Here is a 25,138-nt window from a genome sequence, read left to right as displayed (position 1 = left end):
TGCTTCGTCGCTATCGCTCCTCGCAATGACGGACGAAGTTTTTATGACGCTACCCCGCCATAGATCCGGTCGCGCAGGCGGCGCATGCCGGACAGCCAGCGCTCGCGGTTGGTGGCCTTGCGCTGCATGTATTCCTGCACCTGCGGATGCGAGAGAATCAGGAAGCGTTCTTCGGCCATCGCCTCGATCACCATGCGCGCGACCTCGCCCGGCTGCAGCACGCCGTCGACGCGCGCGGCACTCGGACCCGGCGTCGTCATGCCCGTCTGCACCGATTGCGGACAGAGCACGGAGACGCGGATGCCGCGATCGCCATACTGGATGGCGAGATGCTCGGCGAGCGCGACCGCGGCGTTCTTGGTCACGCCGTAAGGCATCGAGTTCAGCGAGGCCAGCAGCCCCGCGGCGGATGCGGTGTTGATGAGATAGCCGGAGCCGCGCGCGAGCATGCCGGGCACCAGCGCGCGCGCCGCGTACACGTGGCTCATCACATGCACGCGCCAACTCACGTCCCAGTCGGCATCGGACGCGGTCTCTTGTCCCTTGCGCGAGAGCCCGGCATTGGAGAAGAACACGTCGACCGGACCATATTTGTCCTCGGCGGCGGCGATCAACGCCTTGATGTCCTCCTCGAGCCCGACGTCGGCGGTGACCGCGAGTCCGTCGATATCGCCGGCGACGCTGGCGAGCCGGTCGCGCGAGGTCTTGAGATCGGCGACCACGACGCCGCGAGCACCGGCGTCCGCATAGGCCCGCGCCACCGCCTCGCCGATCCCGCTCGCGCCGCCGGTGACGACGCAGACCTTGTCCTTGACTTGCATGGTTCGATGTCCCTGCTTGTTATCGTGGTGGGTCGGATTGTCAGCCCTGATACAGGCCCTTGTCACGCGCCTTCTGGATCGCGAGCGCGGCCATCAGGTCGAGCATCGGGGTCGAAATGTCCGCTGCGCGGGCAAATGCCGCCGGTGCGCGCACCAGCACGTCGATCTCCATGGCGCGCCCGAGTTCGTAGTCCTGCAGGATCGACGGCTTGTGGTCCGGCGCCGGCCCTGAGCGGGTGACGCGCTTGACCTCGGGAATATAGTGTGTCGCCACCGCATTGGCCTCGTCGAGCAGGCGCGGGATCACGTCCTGCATGTCAGGATCGTCGCGGACGCCGCGCGCGGTCAGCCCGGTCAGCAGGCAGAGCACCGACATCGACATGTTGGTCAACAGCTTCGACCAGATCGTCTCGCGAATCTGCTTGACCTCGGGCGATTCGATCGCGGCGTCGTTGAGCGCCGCGCGCAGGCGGGCGATGCGCTCGCTCTGGCGGTCGTCGCATTCGCCGATCAAGAGGCGGTTGCGGTCCGGCGACAGGTTCGCGACGACCCCGGGCGCGACCACCTCGTTGGAGGAAAAGATCACACCGCCGATGATCCGCTGCTTCGGGACGGCGCTGCGCAAATGCCCGCCGGGATCGAGGAAGCCGAGATCCGGGATCGCGGGATGCTGCGGCGGCAGGCCGAGATCGTACCACCAGGGAATGCCGTTCTGCGCGAACACGATTGATGTGTCGCGCTGAAGCAGCGGCGGGAGCCCGGCTGCGAGCGCGCCGATGCCGGTCGCCTTCAGTGTGCTGATGACGATGTCTTGCGGCCCCAGATCGGCAGGATCGGCTGAGGCCTTCACCTTCGCGGTGATGCTGCTATCGCCGACCTTCAGCGTCAGTCCGCTGGTCCTGACCGCGTCGAGATGTGGCCCGCGCATCACGCAGGCCACATCGTGGCCGGCGCGCGCGAGCCGGACCGCGAAGTGGCTGCCGACGGCGCCCGCGCCGAAAATGCAAATACGCATGAGTGGAACAATTCTCCGCAACGTGCCCCGTCAGTTTCCACAAGCGCGGGGCATCGCGCAACCCGTCATGCGCGTGGCGCGGTCGCGCGCGCTCGAAAGTGATGGATCAAGGCATCCGCTCTCGCCATAGTGCAAGGCCAGTACAAGATAACAGCAATGCCGAACGAGGGAGCAACGTCATGTCGGCCAGCCCAGTCCTGTGGAGCCTCGATGCGCGGGGTGTCGCGACCGTCACGCTGAATCGTCCCGAGGTCAACAATGCCTATGACGGCGCGCTGATTGCGGGCGTGCTGGCCGCGATCGACGATCTCTCGACCAAGCCGGTGCGCGTCGTCGTGCTGAACGGCAACGGCAAGCATTTCCAGGCCGGCGCCGATTTGAAATGGATCAACGGCGTGCGGCCGAAATCGTTCGAGGAGAACGAGGCGGCATCGCGCGCCACCTTCGAGGCGGTGCAGCGCCTCAACACGCTACCGGTCCCGACCGTTGCGCTGGTGCAGGGCGGCTGCTTCGGCGGCGGCACCGGCGTGATCTCGGCCTGCGATATCGTGATCGCGGCCGACAATGCGCTGTTCTCGATCACCGAGGTGCGCTGGGGCCTGACCGCGGCGATCATCATCCCGCAGCTCTGCGACGCGATCGGCGTCCGCCAGGTGCGCCGCTATGCGCTGACCGGCGAACGGTTCGGCGCCGAGGATGCCCGCCGCATCGGCCTCGTCCATGAGGTGGTGCCGCTTGCCGATCTCGACAGCGCCGGCGCCAAGGTCGTCGAGCAGCTGCTCGGCAACGCGCCGGACGCGATGGCCGAGACCAAGAAGCTCGCGATGGAAAGCTCGTTCGGCGGCATGGGCGTGGACGATGACGCCTACAAACGCCTCGTTCATCTGCATTCGGCCAAGCGCCAGACCGCGGAGGCAGCCGAGGGGCTTGCATCCTTCGCCGAGAAGCGCGCCGGCCGGTGGGGCGGCGGCGCGTAAGCTCAGCAGCCGCGGCAGATGCCGCGCATGCTGCGATAGACCTCTTCGTCGTCGCGGCGCATCTGCTGCAGCTGATCGAACGTCTTCGATTCGCTCGACCGCGTCGCCGTCGGCTCGGGCTTGCGCTTGGCCGCGAGCTCCTGCTCTTGCCGATGGTAGCAGGCCTCGCGCTCCGCCTTGGCCTCAATGAAGCGGCAGGTCTCGATCGCCGCCGCGGGCGTCGCGACGATGATGAGACCAAACGACATCGAGATCAGGCGTTTCAAGCGGGCGATCCTTTCGCGTCCTTGTCTCAGCTCGGCATGCCAACGGCAAGGCCGGCGTCGCATCACAGCGGCTGCGACAGCGATTTCTTCAATGTCTTCAGCAGCGCCTGCACCGCGGCGGCATCGATGCGGCGCTCGGGAACGGCGGCCTTGACCCACAATTCGGGGATCGGAAAGTCGGTGAGTACCGGTTGCAACGCGCCGGCGCGCAGCGCGTCCGCGACCAGATAATGCGAGAGCAGCGCGATGCCGTTGCCGGCGATCGCGCTTTGCGTCAGCACGCGGCCTTCGTTCGAAGAGAGAATCGGGCGGACCTGGATATTGATGCGGCCGCGCGGTCCCTCGAACGGCCATTCCGGTCCGGTCGGCAGGAAGCTGAGGCAGCGATGATCGACCAGGTCGCGCGGATGCTTCGGCATGCCGTGCTTCTTCAGATAGGCCGGTGAGGCGCACACGAGGCGCGGCAGCCGGCACAAGGGCTCGTCGACCACGCCGCCAAAGGAGTGCGGGAAGGCGCCGATCGCGATGTCGAAACCTTCGGTCACCGGATCGACCGGACGATCGATCATCACGATCTCGAGCTTCACGCTTGTGTTCTGCTTCTGGAAGATCGTGAAGGCATCGGCGAGCCGCGCCACGGTCAGCGAGGTCGGCGCCTTGACGCGCAGATGATCGGAGAGGTCGCGCTGCTTCTCGCCCATCCGCGACAAGAGATCGCCGACATCGGCAACCACGCCGCGGGCGCGATGCACATATTGCTGCCCGGCCTCGGTCAGCCGCAACTGGCGGGTCGAGCGGTGGAACAGCGCGGTGCCTATCCGCTCCTCGAGCTGGGTGACGCGCTTGGCGACGACGGAAGTCGCCACATTGAGCTTGCGCGCAGCGGCGGAGAAGCCGCCGGCATCGGCGGTGGCAAGGAAGGCTTCGAGATTGACCAGCGTATCCATCTGCCTTGCTCGCCTTTCTCGATTCGCGAAAGCTGATTACATAATTTGGTGGATTGTACTGTAATCTGCATCAATTCATAGTTGGCCCAATCAACTTTGTTCAGGGCGGAAATGATGCGAGCGAGCACGATCGAAGAACCTGCGCGGCAGGTCCCGGTCTATGGCGAATATGACGTGGTGGTGCTTGGCGGCGGACCGGCCGGCATCGCGGCAGCGGTCGGCGCGGCACGTGCCGGACGGCGGACGCTCCTGATCGAGCGTTACGGATTTCTCGGCGGCATGGGCACCGCGGCCGGCGTGACCAACTTCTGCGGGCTGCACGCCAACATCTTCGGCGAGATGCACCGCGTGGTGCAGGGCATCGCCTCCGACCTCCTGGCGCGGATCGACCGGCTCGGCGGGCTGAACGCGCCGCATCTGATCCTCGGCAAGATCCTCGCGCAGGCCTACGACACCGCAGCCTACAAGATCGCAGCCGACGATCTGCTCGCGCATCACAAGGTCGATATCCTGTTCCACGCGCTCGGCGCCGGCGTCGTCATGGATGGCGCGCAAATTTGTGCGCTGATGGTCGAAACCAAGGCCGGGCGTCAGGCGGTGCGCGCCAGCATCTTCATCGATTGCTCCGGTGACGGCGATCTCGCGGTGTGGGCGGGGGCGCCCCATGAGGTCGGCGACAACCAGGGCGGCATGCTCTACCCCTCGATGATGTTCCGCCTCAACGGCATCGATCCGGCGAAGGCCGGCGATGCCTGGCGCACCATCCCGGCGCTGATGGCTGAGGCCGAGGCCGCCGGCACCCACAGATTCCCGCGCAAGTCGGCGATCGTGCGGCCGCAGAAATCGCAGATCGAATGGCGGGTGAATTTCACCCAGGTGACGCGAAGCGATGGCGGCGCCATTTCCGGTATTGATCCTGATGACATGACGCGCGGCGAGATCGAGGGCCGCCGCCAGGCGGTCGAAGCGTTCAAGTTCCTGCGCACGGTGCCGGGCTTCGAGAATTCCTACATCGTCGATCTGCCGCCGCAGCTCGGCATCCGCGAGACGCGGCGCGTGATCGGCGGCTACATGCTGTCAGGCGAGGACGTGCTGGGCTGCGCCTCGTTCGAGGATTCGATCGGCGTCAATGGTTGGCCGAAGGAATCCCATGTGCCGGGTGATGTGATCTTCGAGTTTCCGCCGATCCCGGAGAGCCGCGGCTATAACGAGTTGCCGTACCGCATGCTGGTACCGGAGGGCGTCGACAATCTCCTGGTCGCGGGCCGCTGCGCCTCGATGACCCATGAGGGGCAATCGGCGGCGCGCGTCTCCGGTGCCTGCTTTGTGATGGGCGAGGCGGCGGGAACCGCAGCCGCGCTGGCGCTGTCGGGCAATACGATTCCGCGCGACATTTCCGTCGAAAAGTTGCAACAACAGCTCGGCACACAGGGCGCGTTCATCGGCCGCGATCAGGCCGTGCCCGAAGGAATCTAGGCGGAGGACGGAATGAAGGGTTGGGCGCGGCTCGCAGTCGCGGGTCTCCTGGTGTGGGCCGCGAGCGGTCTCGCGCGGGCCGATGATCTCCTGAAGGCGAAGATCGGCGTCTTGCGGCTGTCGTCCTCGGCGCCGGTGTTCATCGCGCAGGACAAGGGCTACTTCCGCGACGCCGGGCTCGACGTCGAGCTCAAATTCTTCGACGCGGCGCAGCCGATCGCGGTCGCGACCGCGTCGGGCGATGTCGATTTCGGCATCACCGCCGTCACCGCCGGCCTCTACAATCTCGCCGGCAAGGGCACGCTGAAGGTGATCGGCGGCATGAGCCGCGAGAAGGCCGGCTATCCCCTGATCGGCTACTTCGCCAGCAACAACGCCTACGCCGCCGGCCTCAAGACGCCGAAGGATCTTGCCGGCAAGCGCGTCGCGGTGACCCAGGTCGGCTCCAGCTTCCATTATTCGCTCGGCCTGCTTGCCGACAAATACGGCTTCAAGCTGTCCGACGTGAAGGTGGTGCCGCTGCAGTCGCTGTCGAACGCGGCCGCGGCGCTGAAGGGTGAAACCGTCGACGCCGCGCTGCTGCCGGTCTCGACCGCGCGGACGCTGATGGATTCCAACGGCGCGAAACTTTTGGGCTGGGTCGGCGACGAGACGCCGTGGCAGCTGGGTGCCATCTTCGCGTCGCCGAAGGCGCTGACCAACGCACCGCTGGTGACCAGGCTGCTCACCGCGCTCACCCGTGCCGACCACGAATATCACGACGTGATCCTGACTGCGATCAAGGACGGCGTGGCGCCGATCAACGACAAGACCAGGCCGCTGCTCGAGATCATCGCCAAATACACCAACCTGCCAGTCGCGCAGGTGGTCGGCAATTGCGCCTATATCGATCCCGACGGCAAGCTCGACGTGAAGAACCTCGACAACCAGATCAAATGGCTGCAGGGGCAGGGTTTCGTGGACAAGGGCTTCGATGCCAACGCGATCATCGCCAAGGATTATGTGAAGGCGGATTGATGTGGGACCGCGTGCACAACTCTATCCCCGTCACCCTGAGGAGCGCGCACTTGCGCGCGTCTCGAAGGGTCGACGGCCGAACTGCTACATCCGGGCCGTCGACCCTTCGAGACGCCGCTGCGCGGCTCCTCAGGGTGACGGGTCTGGCAGTGAGTTCATGACGCCATGGACCTGATCGCCGACCATATCAGCCATCGCTTCGGCGCACTCGACGTGCTCGACGATGTCTCCTTCACGGTCCGCGCCGGCGAGATCGTCGCGATCGTCGGTCCGTCCGGCTGCGGCAAGAGCACGCTGCTGTCGATCCTCGGCGGCCTGCTGCGGCCGGCTGGAGGCGCGGCCGAACTGCGCGGCGCGGCGCCGGCTGATAGCCTCAATCCGCTGACCTTCGTGTTCCAGGATTTTGCGCTGCTGCCGTGGAACACGGTCGAGGATAATGTCGCGTTTCCGCTGCTGCATACGGGCTTGAGTGCCGGCGAGCGCCGCGCCGTGATCGACGATGCGCTGCGCCGCACCGGGCTGTCGGATTTTCGCGCGGCCTATCCGAAGCAACTGTCCGGCGGCATGCGCCAGCGCGTCGGCATTGCGCGCGCACTCGCGGTTCGCCCCGCGATTCTGCTGATGGACGAGCCGCTGTCGGCGCTGGATTCGCAGACCCGCGAGCTCCTGATGGAGGATTTCGTGCGTCTGCTCGCCGACGGCGCGATGGGCGCGGTCTATGTCACGCATAATCTCGAGGAAGCGGTGCGGCTCGCCGACCGCGTCGTGGTGCTGTCGCGCCGCCCTGGCCGCATCCGGGAAATCGTGACCATCCCGATGACCCGCGCCGAGCGCGGCACGACGGATGCGCGCGGGCCGATGGCCGCGCTACAGGGTGAGCTGTGGTCGCTGATCCGGAAAGAAGCGATCGATGCCGAACGCGAGGTCCAGCATGCTTGACCGCGCGCCGCAGGAAGCGAAAGACCAATCGGCGGAAGCGACGCGCCCGGTCGCGTTTCGCGGCGCCGGCTTCACGTCTGGCGGCAGCCGCCATGCCGGCTGGATCGCGCTCGCGCTTGTGATCGCGGTCTGGCAGCTCGCCGGCAGCGCAGGGTGGGTCAATCCGCTGTTCCTGCCGGCGCCGTCGGCGATCGCGGTCGCGATCTATAAGCTCGCGATGTCGGGCGCGCTGTGGCAGCACTTGTCGTGGTCGATCATGCGGATCGGCACCGGTTGGATCATCGGCACGGCCGCCGGCGTCGTGGTCGGCTTCGCGATCGGGCTGTCGACGATGGCGCGCGGCGTCGGCATCACTTTCATCTCGGCGCTGTTTCCAGTTCCGAAGATCGCGCTGCTGCCGTTGCTCATTCTGTGGCTCGGGATCGGCGAGGAGCCGAAGATCGCGACCATTGCGCTTGGCGTGTTCTTCTCGACCGCGATCTCGGTCTATAGCGGTGTCGATGCGGTGCCGCGCAACCTGATCCGGATGGCGCAAAGCTTCAACGTGCCGTTCCACGCCATCGTGCGCCGCGTGATCTGGCCGGGCGCGCTGCCCTCGATCCTCGCCGGCTTCCGCATCACCGCGTCAGTGGCACTGCTGCTCGTCGTCAGCGCCGAGATGATCGGCGCGCAATACGGCATCGGCGCCTTCGTGCTGCAGGCCGGCAATCTGATGCAGACCGATCAGCTGCTCGCCGGCGTCGTGATCCTGTCGCTGTTCGGGCTTGCGGTGGGGAAGCTGATCAATTTGCTGGAGACGCGGTTGCTGCACTGGCGGTGAGGGCACGCTGCCGCCGCAACCCCCGCTGGCCACAACCCCTGCTGTCGTCCCTGCGAAAGCAGGGACCCATAACCACGGGGCGTGGTCGTTAGAACAGGCTGGGGCCGCAGCGTCTTAACCACCGAGGGCGGTGGTTATGGGTCCCGGCTTTCGCCGGGACGACGAGACTTCCCCCTGTCCCCGCGAAACGGGTCGCGCTTCGCTTGCCCGGGACGACAGCATTACACTTTGCCGCGCCTGTTACGCGTTGCCCCTGTCCTCGCGGAACAGGTCGAGCTTCTGCTGCACCGGACGATCCGAGAACGAGAACAGCACGGAATCGGCATCGGCCTCGTGGGTGACCCAGTGCCAGCTCGGCACCACGAACAGGTCGCGCGGTCCCCACTCGAAGGTCTGGTCGCCGATCCTTGTGCGGCCCTTGCCCTCGATCGCGGCGAACACGGTCGCATCGGTTGCGCGATAGCGCGCGGTCTTGAAACCCTTCGGCAGCAGCTGGATGAAGGTGCCGATGGTCGGCATCGCGAAATCGCCGGTCTCGGGGTTCGAGAATTTCAGCTTCAGCCCGTGGCAGGCGTCCCACTCGTCGCTGACCTTGGCCTTCTCCAGCGCCTCGCGGGTGTATTCATAGGGATAGTTGAAGATCGGCGAGGTTTTCGAGGTTCGCTTCTGGTCGATCGGCAGCAGATTGTGTCCGTAGCGCGCGAAGCTGGCGCCGGCCGGCTTGGAGATCGACTGCTGATCTTCCTTGGCGCCTTCGGCAAACGAGCAGTCGAAGAACTGCACCATCGGGATGTCGAGCCCGTCGAGCCAGAACATCGGCTCGTTGGTTTCGTTGGAATGGTCGTGCCAGGTCATCGACGGGGTGATGACGAAATCGCCCGGCGACATCGCGGTGCGCTCGCCGTCGACGGCGGTGAACGCGCCCTTGCCCTCGAGCACGAAGCGCAGCGCCGATTGGGCATGGCGATGGGCGGGAGCGATGTCGCCCGGCACCACCATCTGCACGCCGGCGAACAGCGAGGTCGTGATCTTGGACTGGCCGCGCAGGCCGGGATTTTCCAGCACCAGCACGCGGCGCTCGGCTTCCTTGGCCGTGATCAGCTTGCCGGCCTCGTTCATGTAGTCGCGGATCTGGTCGAACTTCCACAAGTGAGGACGGCAGGCGCTTTTCGGCTCCGGCGTGATCAGGTCGTTCATCACGTTCCACAGCGCCGAGAGGTTCTGGCCGTCGATCTTCTTGTAGAATGCCTCGCGCTCCGGGGTCTTCTGCACGGCTTCCATGGCAAGCCTCCCATCATTCTTGTCGGTGCAATTTAATTGACAGTATACTGACAATATGGCTAGCGTCAATGAAGCAAGCCATGGCGTTTTCGAGCGAAGCGGATACCGGTTCGCGCAAAGAAAACGCGTCAAACCAGAATAATGCAAGGGAGGTTCCGATGAAGCTGCATGGCTATTTCCGGAGCAGCGCGTCCTACCGGGTCCGGATCGCCCTCAACCTGAAGGGGCTCACCTCGGAGCATCTGCCGCATCATCTGCGTAAGGGCGAGCAGTGCGCGCCAGCCTATCTCGCGATCAATCCGCAGGGGCTGGTGCCGACCCTGGAAAGCGATGCCGGCGCGATCCTCACCCAGTCGCTCGCGATCATCGAATGGCTCGACGAGACCAATCCCAACCCGCCGCTCTTGCCGAAAGATCCGCTGCGGCGCGCAAAGGTGCGGGCGTTTGCGCAGGCGATCGCCTGTGACACGCATCCGGTGCAGAATTTGAAGGTGCTGGCGCGGCTGCGTCAGCTCGCCCTGCCCGAGGAGCAGGTGACGGAATGGGCGGCCTGGGCCAATCGCGAGGGACTGTCGGCCTGCGAGACCCTGATCGCGGCGGAGTCCGGCCCGTTCTGCTTTGGCGATGCGCCGACGCTGGCCGATCTCTGCCTGGTGCCGCAGCTCGCCAATGCGCGGCGCTTCGGTGTCGACGTCTCGGCCTATCCGCGCCTGCTCGAGGCCGAGGCCGCGGCAAAGCAAATCAAGGCGTTCGCCGACGCCGCCCCGGACAAGCAACCCGATGCCGAATAACAAACCAGCGCCCGTCACCATGGACGCGGTCTATACCGCGCCCGGCTATCTGTTCCGGCGGATGCAGCAGATCGCGGTCGCGCTGTTCATCGAGGAGTGCAGGGCGTTCGACCTGACGCCGGTGCAATATGCCGCGCTGGTCACGATCTCGACCCATCCCGGCATCGATGCCACGAGGCTCTCGGCGGTGATCGCGTTCGACCGTTCCACGCTCGGCAATGTGATCGAACGGCTGCAGGCCAAGGAGTTCATCGTGCGCAAGCCGGCGCCCGAGGACAAGCGGGTCAAGCTGCTCTATCTTACCAAGGCCGGCGCGGCGGTGCTGAGCGACATCATGCCCTCGGTCGACAAGGCGCAGGCGCGGATGCTGCAGCCGCTGAAGCCGGCCGACCGCAAGACGTTGCTGGCGCTGTTGACCCAGCTCGTCGACCTCAACAACGAGGCGTCGCGGGTGCCGCTGCGCGCCGAGGATGCGCTCGAACATCTCGGGAGGTCAGGCTGATGGCGGAGACGAGACCTGTCCTGATCGCGGGCGGCGGCATCGGCGGCCTCGCCGTGGCGCTGGGCCTTGCGCAAAAAGGCATCCGCTCGATCCTGCTGGAGAAGGCCGCCGCGCTCGGCGAGATCGGCGCCGGCATCCAGCTCGGCCCGAACGCGTTCCACGCCTTCGACTATCTCGGCGTCGGCGAGGCCGCGCGCAACATGGCCGTCTATATCGATCAACTCAGGCTGATGGATGCGCTGACCGCCGACGAGATCACCCATATCGATCTCGGCGATGCCTTTCGCGCGCGGTTCGGCAATCCCTATGCCGTGGTGCATCGCGGCGATCTGCACGGTGTGTTCCTGCGCGCCTGCCAGAATCACGAGCTGATCGAGCTGCGCGTGTCCAGCGAGGTGACAGGCTACGAGCAGGATGGTTCGTCGGTGACCGCTACGCTCGCGAGTGGGGAGCGCATCGGCGGCCGTCTCCTGATCGGCGCCGATGGCTTGTGGTCGAACATCCGCAAGCAAGTCACGGCGGATGGTCCGCCGCGCGTCTCCGGCCACACCACCTATCGCTCGGTGATCCCGACCGAGCAGATGCCGGAGGACCTGCGCTGGAACGCGGCGACGCTGTGGGCCGGGCCGAAATGCCACATCGTGCATTATCCGCTGTCGGGCTGGAAAGTGTTCAACCTCGTCGTCACCTATCACAACAATGCGCCGGAGCCGGTTGCCGGCAAGCCGGTGTCCGAGGCCGAGGTGATGAAGGGTTTTACCCACGTCCATGAGCGGGCGCAGAACATCATCCGCCACGGCACCAACTGGAAGCTCTGGGTGCTGTGCGACCGCGATCCGAACGAGCAGTGGATCGACGGCCGCGTGGTGCTGCTCGGCGACGCCGCGCATCCGATGTTGCAATATTTTGCGCAGGGCGCCTGCCAGGCGATGGAGGACGCGGTCTGCCTGTCGCACATGCTGGCCAGTCACGACGACCAGGCAGCGGCGCTGGCGGCCTACAGCGCGCAACGCTTCCCGCGCACCGCGCGCGTGCAGCTGATGTCACGCGCGATCGGCGAACACGTCTACCATCCCTCAGGCGAGCACGCCCGCATCCGCAACGCGATCATGAGCGCGAAATCGCAGGATCAATGGTGCGATGACATCGCCTGGCTGTATGGCGGCACGGGGCTGGGCAGCTAATTACTCGTCGTCCCGGACAAGCGAGCGGAGCGAGCGCGATCCGGGACCCATAACCACCGAAGGCTATTGTTATGGCAGGCTGGGGCCCCAGCCTTCGCGCCGCAAGCATTTGTGGTTATGGGTCCCGGCCTTCGCCGGGACGACATCGAATGTTTGGCTGGATGGCGGGCAGCTAATGCTCGTCGTCCCGGACAAGCGAGCGAAGTGAGCGCGATCCGGGACCCATAACCACCGAAGGCTGTTGTGATGGCAGGCTGGGGCCCCAGCCTTCGCGCCGCAAGCATTGTGGTTATGGGTCCCGGCCTTCGCCGGGACGACATCGAATGTGAGGCTGGATGGCGGGGCAGCTAATGCTCGTCGTCCCGGACAAGCGAGCGTAGCGAGCGCGATCCGGGACCCATAACCACCGAAGGCTGTTGCTATGGCAGGCTGGGGCCCCAGCCTTCGCGCCGCAAGCATTTGTGGTTATGGGTCCCTGCTTTCGCAGGGACGACAGCAAGTATGGCGCCCTACATCCGCATCACCGCCTGCCGGTCGATCTTGCCGGTGCCGGTCTTCGGCAGCTCGTCGATGAATTTGACCTCGCGCGGATATTTGTACGGCAACAGCCTTGTCTTGACGTAGTCCTGCAGCCGCCGCGTCGCTTCGGCTGTGTCGAAGCCGGCCTTGTTCATGACCACCACGGCGCGCAGCGTCATGCGCCGGTCCGGCAATTCGGCGGCGTAGACGGCGCATTCGCGGACGTCGGGGTGATCGGCGAGGCAGAGCTCGACCTCCAGCGGATAGACCCACTGGCCGGAGATCTTGATCAGATCGTCGGCGCGGCCGCGGAAGAAGTGGAAGCCGTCGCTGTCGCGCATGAAGCGGTCGCCGGTGTAGATCCAGCCGTCCTCGCGCACGGTCTCGGCGGTCTTGTCCGGCCGGTTCCAGTACAGCGGGGTCGCGGAATCGCCGCGCACCCACAAGATGCCTTCCTCATTGTCGCCGACCTCGCTGCCGTCGCTGTCGCGCAGCATGATCTCGTAGCCGGGCACGCGCAGGCCGGCGGCGCCGAGCTTCTTTCGCTCCGCGCGGTTGCTGAGATAGACGTGCAGCACCTCGGTCGAGCCGAGGCCTTCGATGATCTCGAGCCCTGTGAGCCGCTTCCAGCCGTTGAACACGTCGGCCGAGAGCACCTCGGCGGCCGAGACCGCCATCCGCAGCGAGGAGAAATCGGTTTGCTCGGCGCCCTCGGCCTTGGTCAGCGAGATGTAGAGCGTCGGCAGGCCGAAGAACACGGTCGGGCGATATTGTCCGATGGCCGCGAAGATCGCGGCCGGCTTCGGCTGGCCCGGCAGCAGCAGCGTCGCGGCGCCGACCGAGAAGGGAAACGTGATCGAATTGCCGAAGCCATAGGCGAAGAAGATCTTCGGCACCGAGAAGCAGATGTCGCCGGGCTTTAGGTTCAGCACATTGCGGGCAAAGGCGCGCTCGCTATAGGCCATGTCGTGCTGCAGATGCACGATGCCCTTGGGACGGCCGGTCGAGCCCGACGAATACATCCAGAACGCCATCTCGTTGCGGTGCGTGTCGGCCGCGTCGAGCTCGATCGGAAATCCTTGCAGCCAGTCGGCGGCGTTGCGCGTTTCGGCAGCCGCGTGATCGCCGGCGGCGCCGTTGACCACGACCAGCGTACGCAGCGGCGTGTCCTTGCAGGCTTCCGCGTTGAAGCGCGCACAGAATTCCGCATCGGTGACCGCGACCTGCGCGCCGGCGTCGGACAGGTAGAATTGCAGCAGCTCGGGCGTCGTCAGCGTGTTGATGAGCAGTGGCACGAAGCCGGCGCGCACCGCGCCGAAGAATGCCGCCGGATAGGCCGGGGTGTCGTCGAGGAACAGCAGGACGCGGTCGCCGCGCTGCAGTCCGAGCGATCGGAAGGCGTGGCCCCAGCGTGCGGCCTCAGTGCAGAGCTCGCGATAGGTCCGCGTGCCGGCCGGGCCGGTCAGCGCCATGCGCTCGGCATTCCCGTTACCGAGATTGTCGAACAGGATGCGGCTCGCATTGTAGCGCTCGGGGATCGTAAAGCCGATCTCGCGCGCACCGGGATTGTCCAGCGGAACCTGGTCGGCGATCCCGGTCATGATTGTCCCTTTGCGGCTGCGTAGCGGGCCATGAAGACGGGCGACATCGCGCGCAGCCGCGCGTCGTCGATCCGGCCGGAGCGGGTGATGTAGCTGTAGGCGAAATCCATCAGGTCGAGCTTCATGTGCGCGGGAAAATGCTCATACCAGTCGGCGCTGGTCCGCGCCGCGGTGACGAGCTTCTTCACGATCGGCTTGCGCTCGCTCTCGTAGCGGGCCAGCGCGGCGCCAATGTCGCTCTCGGTCTCCAGCGCCTTGGTCAGCGCGATCGCATCCTCGATCGCAAGCCGCGTGCCCGAGCCGATCGAGAAATGCGCGGAATGCAGCGCATCGCCGATCAGCACCATGTTGCCGTGCGACCAGCGCTCGTTCCAGATCCACGGGAAATTGCGCCACACCGATTTGTTCGAGATCAGCCGGTGGCCGTCCAGCGTCGCGGCGAATACGTCTTCGCAAATCGCCTGCGATTGCTCGATGCTCTTGTCGGCGAAGCCGTAGGCGGCCCAGGTCGCCGCATCGCACTCGACCAGGAAGGTGCTCATGTCCTTCGCATAGCGATAGTGATGGGCGTTGAAGCTGCCGCGCTCGGTTGCCACAAAGCTTTGCGACAGCGTTGCGAAGGTTTTCGTGGTGCCGTACCAGGCGAACTTGTTTGAGGAATGCGAGACCGACGCGCCGAACGCGGCCTCGAAGTCGCGGCGGACCATCGAGTTCAGCCCGTCGGCGGCAACGATCAGGTCGTAATCCCTGAGCTCGTCGACCGATTGCACCACGGTGTCGAAGCGCGGCGTGACACCCGTGCTGCGGACGCGCTCCTGCAGGATCGTCAGCAGCGCCAGCCGGCCGATCGAGGAGAACCCGACGCCGTCGATCTCGACGCTCTCGCCGCGCAGATTGAGGGTGATGTTCTTCCAGCTCTCCATAAGCGGGGCGATGGTGTCGACCGTCTCGGGGTCGTCGGCGCGCAGGAAGTCCAGCGCCTGTTCGGAGAACACCACGCCGAAGCCCCAGGTGGCGCCGGCCGCGTTCTGCTCGAACAGGTCGATCTCGGCGTCGGGATGACGCTTCTTCCAGAGATAGGCGAAATAGAGCCCGCCGGGCCCTCCGCCGATCACGGCGATCCGCAACGTCTGCCTCCCAGATTGACAGTGTACTTACAATTTGGGTCCAGACTAATCGCCCTCCGGCGGGAACGCCAGAGGGAAAATGCGTGCGGCGACTAGCCGCTTGGAGCCGAAGGGTTCAGTAGCAGCGGCGGACCTTGACCCCGTCGACCCACACCCAGCGGCAGCCGGCGGCGACGGGTTTGCGGGCGACGACCGCGCCGTTGGGACCGGCGCAGCCGGCGCGATAGACGCCGCGCGCGCAAACGACCGCGTTGGCGTCGGAGGACTCGAAGGTCATCGTCGCGGCAAAGGACAGCAGGGCTGCGGCGATCAGCAATATTGAACGCATGAAATTCCTTCTCCCGGGTGAGGTATGCTTGGCCTGTAGGTGACAACAAGGTGCTACGGTTCCGTGCCCCGGCGATCGCCGGGCACCTGTCGTCTCACCGCCGGCGCGGCTATTTCTTTTCCGCTTCCGCCAGCACCTTCTTGCAGGCGGGCGCCAGCTTGTCGCTCTGCTTGGCAAGACAGGCGATGATGCGGCCGCCGCCGGGCGTCACGCTTTTGCAAAACTTCTCGTAGTCGCCTGTGCAGGCGTCGCGTTGCGCGGTGGTCAGCTCCTGGGCGTAGACAGCGGTTGCGCCGCAGAGCAGCGCGGCGGTCAGGCAATACGCAGCATTGTTCGCTCCCTTCTCCGGTCAGTCGCGTGACAGCAGGATTATCGCGCCGCGAACGGCGCCAGCACGTCGCGGCACGCCGGCGACAGCGAGCCGGCATTGGTCGCAAGGCACTGCACGATCCGCCCGCCGCCCGGCTGGACGCCGCCACAGATCGAGCGGACGTCGGTGCCGCAGGCCGAGCGCAGCACGAACAGCTCTTCGCGCGGTCGCAGTGGCCGCAACGCGATCACGGCAGGCGCAGCCGCCGGGGCCGCGGCTGGTGCTGCCGTCGCGGCGGCGCCGCCGCCAGCGGCGGCGACGGCCTTCTCGCAGGCCGGCGAAAGCTTGCCCTTGTTTTTTTCGAGGCACTGCAGCGCCGCCGCGCCGCCGGTCGGCACGCCCGCGCAGACCTTGGGATAGTCGGAGCGGCATGCGCTGCGGATTGCGGAGATCTGCGTGTTGGACGGCGTCCCGGCCGCCTTCGGTGCGGCGGCTTCGGTGGCGGGCTTGGCCGTTGCCGCGGGAGCAGCCTCGGTCTTGGCCGCCGCGGGCGCGGAGTCTGCCTTCGGTGCGGCAGCCGGAGTTTCGACGGCCTTCACCGCGCTGGCGCAGCCCGGTCCGAGGCTTGCCATGTTCTTCTGCAGACATTGCAGCGAGGCTTCGCCGCCCGGCGGTACGCTTGAGCAATAGGCGATGTAGTCGTTGCGGCATTGCGACTTGATGGCGTCGCGCTGCGCTTGGGTCGGCGCCTGCGACAAGGCCGGTGCAGTGCTCATGAATGCTGCAAGCGCAAGCCATGCGGACAGCTTCGTTGCTCGTGTCAACGCATTGATCATCTGAATAAATCCTCTGGTCGCGCCGGATGCCTCCGGCTCAACTGAACTGAGTTCTGAAAAAGTCTTATTGTAGCAACCTCGGCGAGCGGCATCATTTTCGCTTTCGAGTTCCGCTGCAAGCGGATTGTTGCTATGGATGAAGCAGGCGGATTTTTTGCCCGTCACGAGATCTTTAAATTTAGTCATTTGAATCGAGGCTCGGACATGAGGCATGCGCTCGCGTCGGCACATTTCGGTGGGAGCAGTTTTGTGCGGCTGCGAAATGTACCGCTTGCGCGCATCGCGTTCGTCGTATCGGCCTTCGTCAGTTTAAGTGCCTGCGAGCAAAACAGTTTTGTTGCGCCGCCGCCGCCCAAGGTCGAGGTTGCGCCGCCGGTGCAGCGCGCCATCACACGTTATCTGGACGCCACCGGAAACACCGCGCCGATCCAGACCGTCGATCTGGTCGCGCGCGTGCAGGGCTTCCTGCAGGCGATCAACTATCAGGACGGCTCCTTCGTGAAGGCGGGGACCACGCTGTTCACGATCGAGCCGGAGACCTACAAGCTGAAGCTGGAACAGGCGCAGGCCGCAGAGGTCGGCGCGCAAGCGACGCTGAAGCAGGCCGAGCTCGACTTCAAGCGGCAGACCGATCTGGTGCAGCGGCAGGCGGTCTCGCAGGCGACCCTTGATACCTCGACGTCTACCCGGGACAACGCCCAGGCCAGCCTGCAGCAGGCCCAGGTCAACACCAGGATCGCGGCGGTCAACTACGGCTACACCAACGTGGCCGCGCCGTTCGACGGCATCGTCAGCAATCACCTGGTCTCGATCGGCGAGCTGGTCGGCGTGACGTCGCCGACGCAGCTTGCCACCATCGTGCAGCTCGATCCGATCTATGTGAATTTCAACGTCAACGAACAGGACGTGCAGCGCGTGCGGGATGAAGCGCGCCGTCGTGGTCTGACGGTCAACGAGCTCAGGCAGTTGCCGGTCGAGGTCGGCCTGCAGACCGAGACCGGCTTTCCGCACAAGGGCAAGCTTGATTACATCTCGCCGACCCTCAATCAGTCGACCGGCACGCTCGCGGTCCGCGGCGTGTTCCCAAATCCGGATCGGACCTTGCTGCCCGGCTTCTACGTCCGCGTTCGCGTGCCGTTCGACAAGCAGGACAAGGCGCTGCTGGTGCCCGACGTCGCGATCGGCAGCGACCAGGCCGGCCGCTACGTGCTGGTCGTCAATGCCGAGAACGTGGTCGAGCAGCGCAAGGTGACGACCGGTCCGCTCGATGAGGGGCTGCGCGTCATCGAGAGCGGCCTGAAGCCGGATGACCGCATCGTGACCGCCGGATTGCTGCGCGCGATCCCCGGGCAGAAGGTCGATCCGCAGGTACAGAAGGCCGACGCGGCGCCCACTGCCGCCAAATAGGACGCACGCGCCATGATCTCGAAATTCTTCATCGAGCGCCCGGTCCTTTCCAACGTCATCGCGATCCTGATGATCCTGATCGGCGGCGTGGCGCTGTATAATCTCGCGGTCGCGCAATATCCCGACGTGGTGCCGCCGACGGTGCAGGTGACGACGCGCTATCCCGGCGCCTCGGCCAAGACGGTGGTCGACACCGTGGCGCTGCCGATCGAGCAGCAGGTCAACGGCGTCGAGGACATGCTGTACATGCAGTCCTACAGCGGCGCCGACGGCACCTATACGCTGACGGTGACCTTCAAGATCGGCACCGATCTCAATTTCGCGCAGGTGCTGGTGCAGAACCGTGTCTCCAGCGCGCTGTCACAGCTGCCGACTTCGGTGCAGAACCAGGGCGTCACGGTCCAGAAGCGGTCGACCTCGATCCTGCTGTTCGTGACGCTGACCTCGCCGAACAAGACCTATGACAGCCTGTTCCTGTCGAACTACGCCACCATCAACATCCGGGACGAACTGTCGCGCCTGCCGGGCGTCGGCAACGTCACGGTGTTCGGCGCCGGGCAATATTCGATGCGGGTCTGGCTCGATCCGAACAAGCTGCAGGTGCGCGGGCTGGTGCCGCAGGACGTCATCCAGGCGATCCAGCAGCAGAGTCAGCAGGTCACCGCCGGCCAGGTCGGCGCGCCGCCGACGCCGGCGGGCCAGGCGTTCCAGTACACGCTGAACGTCAACGGCCGGCTCGACGACAAGAGCCAGTTCGAGGACATCATCGTCAAGACAGGCAATGTCGGCGACGTCACCCGGGTCCGCGACGTCGGCTGGGTCGAACTCGGCGCGCAGACCTACAGCCAGATCTTCTCGCTGAACCAGAAGCCCGCGACCGGCATCGGCGTGTTCCAGTCGCCGGGCGCCAATGCCTTGCAGGTCGAAAAGGCCGTCGAGAAGAAGATGGCGGAACTCGCCAGGCAGTTCCCGCAGGACATCAAATACGACACGCCGTTCGACACCACCAAATTCGTCAACGCCTCGATCGAGGAGGTCTACAAGACCCTGTTCGAGGCCGGCCTCCTGGTGCTGGTCGTGATCCTGGTTTTCCTGCAGGACTGGCGGGCGATGCTGGTGCCGGCGACCACCGTGCCGGTCACGATCATCGGCGCGTTCGCGGCCATGGCGGCGCTCGGCTTCACCATCAACCTGTCGACGCTGTTTGCGATCGTGCTGGCGATCGGCATCGTGGTCGACGACGCCATCGTCGTGGTCGAGGGCGCGGCGCACAATATCGAGCGCGGCATGTCGGGCCACGACGCCGCGATCAAGGCGATGGACGAATTGTTCGCGCCGATCGTCGGCATCACGCTGGTCTTGATCTCGGTGTTCCTGCCGGCGGCGTTCCTGCCAGGGTTGACCGGGCGGATGTACGCGCAATTCGCGCTGGTGATCGCCGCCACCGCGCTGCTCAGCGCCGTCAACGCCGCGACGCTGAAGCCGACACAGTGCGCGCTATGGCTGCGTCCTCCCGCGCCGCCCGAGCAGCGCAATTTCTTCTATCGCGGCTTCAACGCGGTCTATGACCGGCTGGAGCGCGGTTACACACGGCTGGTCAGCGGCATCGCCGGGCATGCCAAGACCTCGGTCGCCGTTGCGCTTGTCATCATCGGGCTTGCCGGCTACGGCCTGTCGCGGGTGCCGACCGGCTTCATTCCGATCGAGGACCAGGGCTATCTGCTCGCCGCGGTGCAATTGCCCGACGGCGCGGCCCTCGACCGCACCCAGCACGTGCTCGACGAGGTCACCACGATCGCCGGCAAGACCCCCGGCGTCGACCAGGTGATCAGCATCGCCGGCATCTCGGCGCTGGACAATTCCTCGAGCCTCGCCAATGCCGGCGTCGCCTATCTGATCCTGAAAGACTGGAGCGCGCGCGGGCCGGGCGAGGACCTGCGCTCGCTGGTCTACGGGCTCAACGACAAGCTCGCGGTGATTCCGGAGGCGCGCATCCTGGTGATCCCGCCGCCGCCGATCCAGGGCATCGGCAACGCCGCCGGCTTTGCCATGCAGGTCGAGCTGCGCGACGGCAATGCCGATTACGGCAAGCTGCAGGCGGTCACCGGCGCGATCGTGGCCAATGCGCAGACCCAGAGCGCGCTGCAGCGGGTCCAGTCGTCGTTCCGCTCGATGGTGCCGCAGTTCGACGTCGACGTCGATCGCATCAAGACGCAGACCCTGCACGTCACCCCCGACCAGATCTTCGCGGCGCTGTCGTCCTATCTCGGCGCCAGCTACGTCAACCAGTTCACCAAGTTCGGCCGCACCTTCCAGGTCTATACCCAGGCCGAGGCACAGTACCGCCTGAGCCTGCGCGACATCGAGAACATGATGGTGCGCAACAGCAACGGCGACATGATCCCGCTCGGCACGGTCGCCAAGATCACGCCCTCGATCGGACCGTCGCTGATCAGCCTCTACAACCTCTATCCGTCCGCCTCCATCATCGGGCTGCCGGCGCAGGGTTACTCGTCCGGCCAGTCGATGGCGCTGATGGAGGAGATCGCGGCAAAGACGCTGCCGCCCGGCTCGGGCTTCGAGTGGACGGCGATGTCGTACCAGGAGAAGGAGGTCGGCAGCCAGATCTACTACGTGTTCGCGCTGGCGCTGCTCCTGGTCTATCTGGTGCTCGCCGGGCAATATGAGAGCTGGTACGCGCCGATCTCGGTGATCCTCGCCGTGCCGCTGTCGCTGCTCGGCCCGACGCTGGTGCTGCTGAGCCTGAATATCGAGAACAACCTCTACACCCAGATCGGCACCATCCTGCTGATCGCGCTGTCGGCCAAGAACGCAATCCTGATCGTCGAGGTCGCACTGGAACGCCATCTGCGCGACGGACGGTCGGTGCTGGATGCGGCGATCGACGCGGCACGCGCGAGATTCCGGCCGATCCTGATGACGTCGTTCGCCTTCATCCTCGGCGTGCTGCCGCTGGTGATCGCGACCGGCGCCGGCGCCAACGCCCGCAAGTCGATCGGCATCACCGTGTTCTCCGGCATGATCGCCTCGACCTGCCTCGCCGTGCTGTTCGTGCCGGCGTTCTTCGTCGTGGTGCAGAGTTTTGAGAACTGGCGCAAGGCGAAGAAGGGCAAGACGGCGCCGCAAGCCGCACCGCAGGCGTCGGGCACGGTGCATTAGGTCTGCGCCGAGTGCATTCAGATCTCTCCCCGTCACCCTGAGAGAATGTGAATGTATTCACCGTCGTCCTGGCGAAAGCCAGGACCCATTACCCCAACCGCTTGTTGTTGTGTGACGCTGGGGCCACTATTGCACTCTCAATCGAATTCGGTGGTTATGGGTCCTGGCTTTCGCCAGGACGACGTTGGGAGGCCACTCGCTACAACTCTCACACCGTCACCCCCGCGCAAAGGCGAAGCCTTGCGCGGGGATGACGGGTTCGGAGATGTTCCCCAGCTACACCTTCACCATGCGCTTGCCGCGGTTTTCGCCGGCGAGCAGGCCGATCAGCGCCTGCGGCGTGTTCTCTATCCCGTTGATGACGTCCTCCTGCACCTTGAGCTTGCCCGAGGCGACCCAGGACTGCAGGTCGGCGAGTGCGGCGTCGCGCTGGTCCATGTAGTCCATCACGATGAAGCCCTGCATGATCAGCCGCTTCACCACGATCAGGCCGGGCACGCCGCGCGGGCCGTGCGCGGAGGGGACGCCGTCATATTGCGAGATCGCGCCGCAGCAGGCGATCCGGCCGCGATTGTTCATCTGCGCCAGGCAGGCTTCCAGAATGTCGCCGCCGACATTGTCGAAATAGACGTCGATGCCCTTGGGCGCCGCCGCGCGCAGCGCCTTGTAGGTGGCGCCGTCCTTGTAGTCGACCGCGGCGTCGAAGCCGAGCTCGCTGGTCAGCCAATGGCACTTGTCCTTGCCGCCGGCGATGCCGACGACACGGCAGCCCTTGATTCCGGCGATCTGGCCGACGATCGAGCCGACCGAGCCCGCGGCCGCCGACACCACCACGGTCTCGCCTTCCCTGGGCTTGCCGACGTGGAGCAGGCCGAAATAGGCGGTCAGGCCGGCAACGCCGTAGACGCTGAGCAGATGCGTCATCGGCTCGAGCTTCGGCATCTTCGCCAGATGCTTGGCGGGTACTGCGGCATAATCCTGCCAGCCGGTGTCGCCGAACACGATGTCGCCGGGCTTCAGGCCGGGATCCTTCGACGAGATCACCTCGGCGATGCTGCCGCCGGCCATCACGGTGTTGGCTTCCACTGCAGCGCGGTAAGTGGCGCCGTGCATCCAGGCGCGGTTGGCGGCATCGAGCGAGATGTAGCGCGTCCGCACCAGCGCCTCGCCGTCCTTCGGCGTGGGGATCGTCCCCGTGGTCAGACGAAAATGCTCGGGGCCAAGCTTGCCGGTCGGCTTTTCGACAAGCAGGATCTGGCGATTGACGGTGTCGTTCATTGGCGGTGTCTCCCCCTTTGCCTTCGCTTTGCCTTCCCTTGGCGTTGGTCGTTTCGCATGCAATTGACTGCGACGCGCGCAGCGCCTTGCACAGATTGTGCGCTGCATGAACGCTAGTCCGCGCGCTGGCATTCCACAACGGGAACGTTTCGGCAAAGTCGCGTTGGACGCGAAGCGTGTTGCGTAGCTGCGTAAATCTGCCACACTTGCCCTCCGCCGGGAACTGACGGGGGTAAGAGAATGTCCAGCAGGTTTACGCAGTATATCCTGATTGCGATGGTCCTTGGCATCGCGATGGGGACGATTGTCTTCAACTACTTTCCTGACAGCCGTGCCGAGATCGCAGCAGACGTCAACCTGATCGCGATGCTGTTCCTGCGCCTGATCAAGATGATCATCGCGCCGCTGGTTTTCGCGACCCTCGTCGGCGGCATCGCCCATATGGGAAGCGGCGCCAAGCTCGGCCGCATCTTTGCCAAGACCATGGGCTGGTTCGTCTCCGCCTCCTTCGTCTCGCTGCTGCTCGGCCTCGTGATGGTCAACCTGCTGCAGCCCGGCGCCAACTTCCCCGGCACGCTGCCCGACAAGGCGCAATCGACCGGGCTGCCGGTGTCGGCGTTCTCGATCGAAAAATTCCTCACCCATCTGATCCCGACCTCGATCGCGGACGCAATGGCGCAGAACGAGATTCTGCAGATCGTCGTGTTCGCGGTGTTCTTCGCGGTTGCGCTCGGTGCGATGCCTGAACGGGCCAAGCCGATCATGAGCCTGATCGACGACCTCGCGCACATCATGCTCAAGGTCACCGGCTATGTGATGCTGTTCGCGCCGCTCGCGGTGTGGGCCGCGATCATGGCGACCGTCTCGAAGAACGGCCTCGGCGTGCTCTGGAAGCTCATCGTCTTCATGGGCGGCTTCTATCTCTCGCTCCTGATCCTGTGGGGCATCCTGGTCGTCGTCGGGTTTATCGTGATCGGGCCACGCTACAGCCATCTCTTGCGGCTGATCCGCGAGCCGCTGATGATCGCGTTCTCGACCGCCTCGTCGGAGGCGGCCTATCCGAAGACGCTGGAGGGGCTGAACAGGTTCGGCGCCTCCTCGCGCATCTCGGCCTTCGTGCTGCCGCTCGGCTATTCCTTCAACCTCGACGGCACGATGATGTACTGCACCTTCGCGAGCATCTTCATCGCGCAGACTTACCACATCGAGATGTCGGTCGGCACGCAGCTCGCGATGCTGGCGACGCTGATGATCACCTCGAAGGGCGTCGCCGGCGTGCCGCGCGCGTCGCTGGTGGTGATCGCCTCGACGCTGGCGCAGTTCAACATCCCCGAGGCGGGCCTGCTGATGATCATGGGCATCGACACCTTCCTCGACATGGGCCGCAGCGCCACCAACGTGATCGGCAACTCGCTGGCGACCGCCGTGGTCGCGAAGTGGGAGGGCGAGCTGAAGGCCGAGCACGAGCTTGGGCCAGACGACGCGGTGCCGCAGGATGCGGTGCCCGGCGCCGTGATGGCCGGCCATTGACGGGAGGGACGCATGCATCGCGCCCGCTGGAGGCCGATACGGGCTGAGGCGCCTTTGCTGTCGACATGCCTGCTGTCAGCGTGTCTGCTGGCGGCGGGCCTGCTCGCCGCACCGGCGTCCGCACAGCCGGCGGGCGAGGGGCTCAGCCCCACGCTCGCCAACATCAAGGCTACGCACACGGTGCGGATCGGCTATCGCGAAAGCTCGCCGCCGTTCTCGTTCCTCGATCACTCCAACCGGCCGATCGGCTACAGCCTCGAGCTGTGCGATGCGATCGTCGAGGAGATCGGGACCGAGGTCGACGACGCCAATCTCAAGGTCGACTACGTCAAGGTCACCTCCGACGACCGCATTCCGGCGGTCGTCGACAAGAAGATCGACCTCGAATGCGGATCGACCACGGCAAATGCCGAGCGCGGCAAGCTGGTCGCGTTCTCGCCGCTGATGTTCGTGGCCGGCACCAAGCTGATGGTGCCGAAGGCCTCCGGCGTCACCCAGGTCGCCGACCTCAAGGGCAAGACGGTGGTGGTGACCAAGGGCACCACCAACGAGCAGGCGATGCACAATGTCGACGCCAAGCAAAAGCTCGGCCTCAACATCGTCACCGCACCCGACCACGAGCAGTCCTACCAGATGCTGGTGGACGGCAAGGCGGATGCGTTCGCGACCGACGACATCCTGCTCTACGGCCTGATCGCGCGGCACAAGTCGCAGGACAAATTCCGCGTCACCGGTGACTACCTGTCCTACGATCCCTACGGCATCATGTACCGCAAGGGCGAGCCGCAGATGAAGGACGTGGTCGAGCGTGCGTTCCGCAGGCTGGCCTCGAACCGCGACATCGTCCCGCTCTACAACAAATGGTTCGTCGCCCGGCTGCCGACCGGCGAGAAGCTGAACGTCGCGCTGTCACCGCAGCTCGAAGAGGCCTTCAAGGCGCTCGACGATTCTCCGGGCGGGTCGAACTAGCCGCGAATTTCGGCCTC

At 65.4% G+C, this 25,138-nt stretch carries 23 protein-coding genes; 12 read left to right on the top strand and 11 right to left on the bottom strand.

The features are described from left to right. Window positions 1–41: 41 nt before the first annotated feature. Together QA635_RS40185 and QA635_RS40180 are read right to left on the bottom strand one after the other, a co-directional pair. Entirely contained in the window at window positions 42–821 is a 780-nt protein-coding gene (locus tag QA635_RS40185) for an SDR family oxidoreductase (RefSeq protein WP_283065557.1), read from the bottom strand. Between the two features lie 40 nt (window positions 822–861). Continuing rightward, entirely contained in the window at window positions 862–1,836 is a 975-nt protein-coding gene (locus tag QA635_RS40180) for a ketopantoate reductase family protein (RefSeq protein ID WP_283065556.1), read from the bottom strand. Between the two features lie 179 nt (window positions 1,837–2,015). On the opposite strand from QA635_RS40180, the gene QA635_RS40175 reads away from it, so the two are divergent. After that, a complete protein-coding gene (locus QA635_RS40175; RefSeq protein WP_283065555.1) occupies window positions 2,016–2,813 on the top strand; it encodes an enoyl-CoA hydratase-related protein in 798 nt (265 codons plus the stop codon). Between the two features lie 2 nt (window positions 2,814–2,815). On the opposite strand, the gene QA635_RS40170 is transcribed toward QA635_RS40175, so the two are convergent. Both QA635_RS40170 and QA635_RS40165 read right to left on the bottom strand, forming a co-directional pair. Continuing rightward, window positions 2,816–3,079 (bottom strand): hypothetical protein, encoded by a 264-nt coding sequence (locus QA635_RS40170; RefSeq protein ID WP_283065554.1) that lies wholly within the window; start codon window positions 3,077–3,079, stop codon window positions 2,816–2,818. Window positions 3,080–3,141: 62 nt separating this feature from the next. Then, window positions 3,142–4,026 (bottom strand): LysR family transcriptional regulator, encoded by an 885-nt coding sequence (locus QA635_RS40165; RefSeq protein ID WP_283065551.1) that lies wholly within the window; start codon window positions 4,024–4,026, stop codon window positions 3,142–3,144. 114 nt (window positions 4,027–4,140) lie between these two features. On the opposite strand from QA635_RS40165, the gene QA635_RS40160 reads away from it, so the two are divergent. From QA635_RS40160 to QA635_RS40145, 4 genes are all read left to right on the top strand, one after another. After that, entirely contained in the window at window positions 4,141–5,502 is a 1,362-nt protein-coding gene (locus QA635_RS40160) for an FAD-dependent oxidoreductase (RefSeq protein ID WP_283072097.1), read from the top strand. 12 nt (window positions 5,503–5,514) lie between these two features. Beyond that, a complete protein-coding gene (locus QA635_RS40155; RefSeq protein ID WP_283065549.1) occupies window positions 5,515–6,519 on the top strand; it encodes an ABC transporter substrate-binding protein in 1,005 nt (334 codons plus the stop codon). Between the two features lie 165 nt (window positions 6,520–6,684). Next, a complete protein-coding gene (locus tag QA635_RS40150) occupies window positions 6,685–7,458 on the top strand; it encodes an ABC transporter ATP-binding protein (RefSeq protein ID WP_283065540.1) in 774 nt (257 codons plus the stop codon). After that, complete coding sequence (locus QA635_RS40145) at window positions 7,451–8,278, top strand: ABC transporter permease (RefSeq protein ID WP_283065538.1); 828 nt, start codon at window positions 7,451–7,453, stop codon at window positions 8,276–8,278. The genes QA635_RS40150 and QA635_RS40145 overlap by 8 nt, the downstream gene beginning before the upstream one ends. Before the next feature lie 240 nt (window positions 8,279–8,518). Here QA635_RS40145 and gtdA read toward each other — a convergent pair whose 3' ends face one another. Beyond that, entirely contained in the window at window positions 8,519–9,559 is a 1,041-nt protein-coding gene (gtdA, locus tag QA635_RS40140; RefSeq protein ID WP_057020140.1) for a gentisate 1,2-dioxygenase, read from the bottom strand. Window positions 9,560–9,717: 158 nt separating this feature from the next. On the opposite strand from gtdA, the gene maiA reads away from it, so the two are divergent. Genes maiA through QA635_RS40125 form a run of 3 tightly spaced genes read left to right on the top strand, consistent with a single transcriptional unit; the run spans window position 9,718 to window position 12,036 of the window. Continuing rightward, a complete protein-coding gene (gene maiA, locus QA635_RS40135) occupies window positions 9,718–10,350 on the top strand; it encodes a maleylacetoacetate isomerase (RefSeq protein ID WP_283065535.1) in 633 nt (210 codons plus the stop codon). After that, window positions 10,340–10,852: a MarR family winged helix-turn-helix transcriptional regulator gene (locus QA635_RS40130; protein WP_057020139.1), complete on the top strand. Its 513-nt coding sequence runs from the start codon at window positions 10,340–10,342 to the stop codon at window positions 10,850–10,852. The genes maiA and QA635_RS40130 overlap by 11 nt, the downstream gene beginning before the upstream one ends. Continuing rightward, window positions 10,852–12,036, top strand: coding sequence for a 3-hydroxybenzoate 6-monooxygenase (locus tag QA635_RS40125; protein ID WP_283065533.1), 1,185 nt, complete (start codon window positions 10,852–10,854; stop codon window positions 12,034–12,036). Before QA635_RS40130 ends, QA635_RS40125 begins: the two co-directional genes overlap by 1 nt. A 509-nt stretch (window positions 12,037–12,545) precedes the next feature. On the opposite strand, the gene QA635_RS40120 is transcribed toward QA635_RS40125, so the two are convergent. From QA635_RS40120 to QA635_RS40100, 5 genes are all read right to left on the bottom strand, one after another. After that, entirely contained in the window at window positions 12,546–14,156 is a 1,611-nt protein-coding gene (locus tag QA635_RS40120) for a benzoate-CoA ligase family protein (protein ID WP_425249108.1), read from the bottom strand. Then, entirely contained in the window at window positions 14,153–15,283 is a 1,131-nt protein-coding gene (locus QA635_RS40115; protein WP_283065531.1) for an FAD-dependent monooxygenase, read from the bottom strand. Before QA635_RS40115 ends, QA635_RS40120 begins: the two co-directional genes overlap by 4 nt. A gap of 115 nt (window positions 15,284–15,398) precedes the next feature. Continuing rightward, window positions 15,399–15,611, bottom strand: a complete 213-nt coding sequence (locus QA635_RS40110; RefSeq protein WP_168858957.1) for a hypothetical protein — start codon at window positions 15,609–15,611, stop codon at window positions 15,399–15,401. A gap of 109 nt (window positions 15,612–15,720) precedes the next feature. Then, window positions 15,721–15,927: a cysteine rich repeat-containing protein gene (locus tag QA635_RS40105; protein ID WP_283072093.1), complete on the bottom strand. Its 207-nt coding sequence runs from the start codon at window positions 15,925–15,927 to the stop codon at window positions 15,721–15,723. Window positions 15,928–15,980: 53 nt separating this feature from the next. Beyond that, window positions 15,981–16,757 carry a cysteine rich repeat-containing protein gene (locus QA635_RS40100; RefSeq protein ID WP_283065527.1) on the bottom strand — a complete coding sequence of 259 codons (777 nt, stop codon included), beginning with the start codon at window positions 16,755–16,757 and terminating at the stop codon, window positions 15,981–15,983. A 249-nt stretch (window positions 16,758–17,006) separates the two neighbouring features. Between QA635_RS40100 and QA635_RS40095 the strand changes: the two genes are divergently transcribed. Together QA635_RS40095 and QA635_RS40090 are read left to right on the top strand one after the other, a co-directional pair. Further along, window positions 17,007–18,164 (top strand): efflux RND transporter periplasmic adaptor subunit, encoded by a 1,158-nt coding sequence (locus QA635_RS40095; protein ID WP_283065525.1) that lies wholly within the window; start codon window positions 17,007–17,009, stop codon window positions 18,162–18,164. A 12-nt stretch (window positions 18,165–18,176) separates the two neighbouring features. After that, the gene (locus QA635_RS40090) at window positions 18,177–21,344 is read left to right on the top strand and encodes an efflux RND transporter permease subunit (RefSeq protein ID WP_283065523.1); all 3,168 of its coding nucleotides are present in this window, start codon (window positions 18,177–18,179) and stop codon (window positions 21,342–21,344) included. Between the two features lie 276 nt (window positions 21,345–21,620). Here the strand turns inward: QA635_RS40090 and QA635_RS40085 are convergent, their stop codons facing one another. Continuing rightward, window positions 21,621–22,622 (bottom strand): NADP-dependent oxidoreductase, encoded by a 1,002-nt coding sequence (locus tag QA635_RS40085; protein WP_283065521.1) that lies wholly within the window; start codon window positions 22,620–22,622, stop codon window positions 21,621–21,623. A 240-nt stretch (window positions 22,623–22,862) separates the two neighbouring features. Between QA635_RS40085 and QA635_RS40080 the strand changes: the two genes are divergently transcribed. Both QA635_RS40080 and QA635_RS40075 read left to right on the top strand, forming a co-directional pair. Then, complete coding sequence (locus QA635_RS40080) at window positions 22,863–24,152, top strand: dicarboxylate/amino acid:cation symporter (protein ID WP_028336266.1); 1,290 nt, start codon at window positions 22,863–22,865, stop codon at window positions 24,150–24,152. A 12-nt stretch (window positions 24,153–24,164) separates the two neighbouring features. Continuing rightward, window positions 24,165–25,121, top strand: a complete 957-nt coding sequence (locus QA635_RS40075; RefSeq protein ID WP_283065518.1) for an amino acid ABC transporter substrate-binding protein — start codon at window positions 24,165–24,167, stop codon at window positions 25,119–25,121. The last annotated feature ends 17 nt before the right edge of the window (window positions 25,122–25,138 follow it).

Source organism: Bradyrhizobium brasilense (assembly GCF_029714345.1).
In the GTDB taxonomy this organism is placed as follows: Bacteria; Pseudomonadota; Alphaproteobacteria; order Rhizobiales; family Xanthobacteraceae; genus Bradyrhizobium; species Bradyrhizobium australafricanum.
This window is presented reverse-complemented; position numbering and strand designations above follow the sequence as displayed.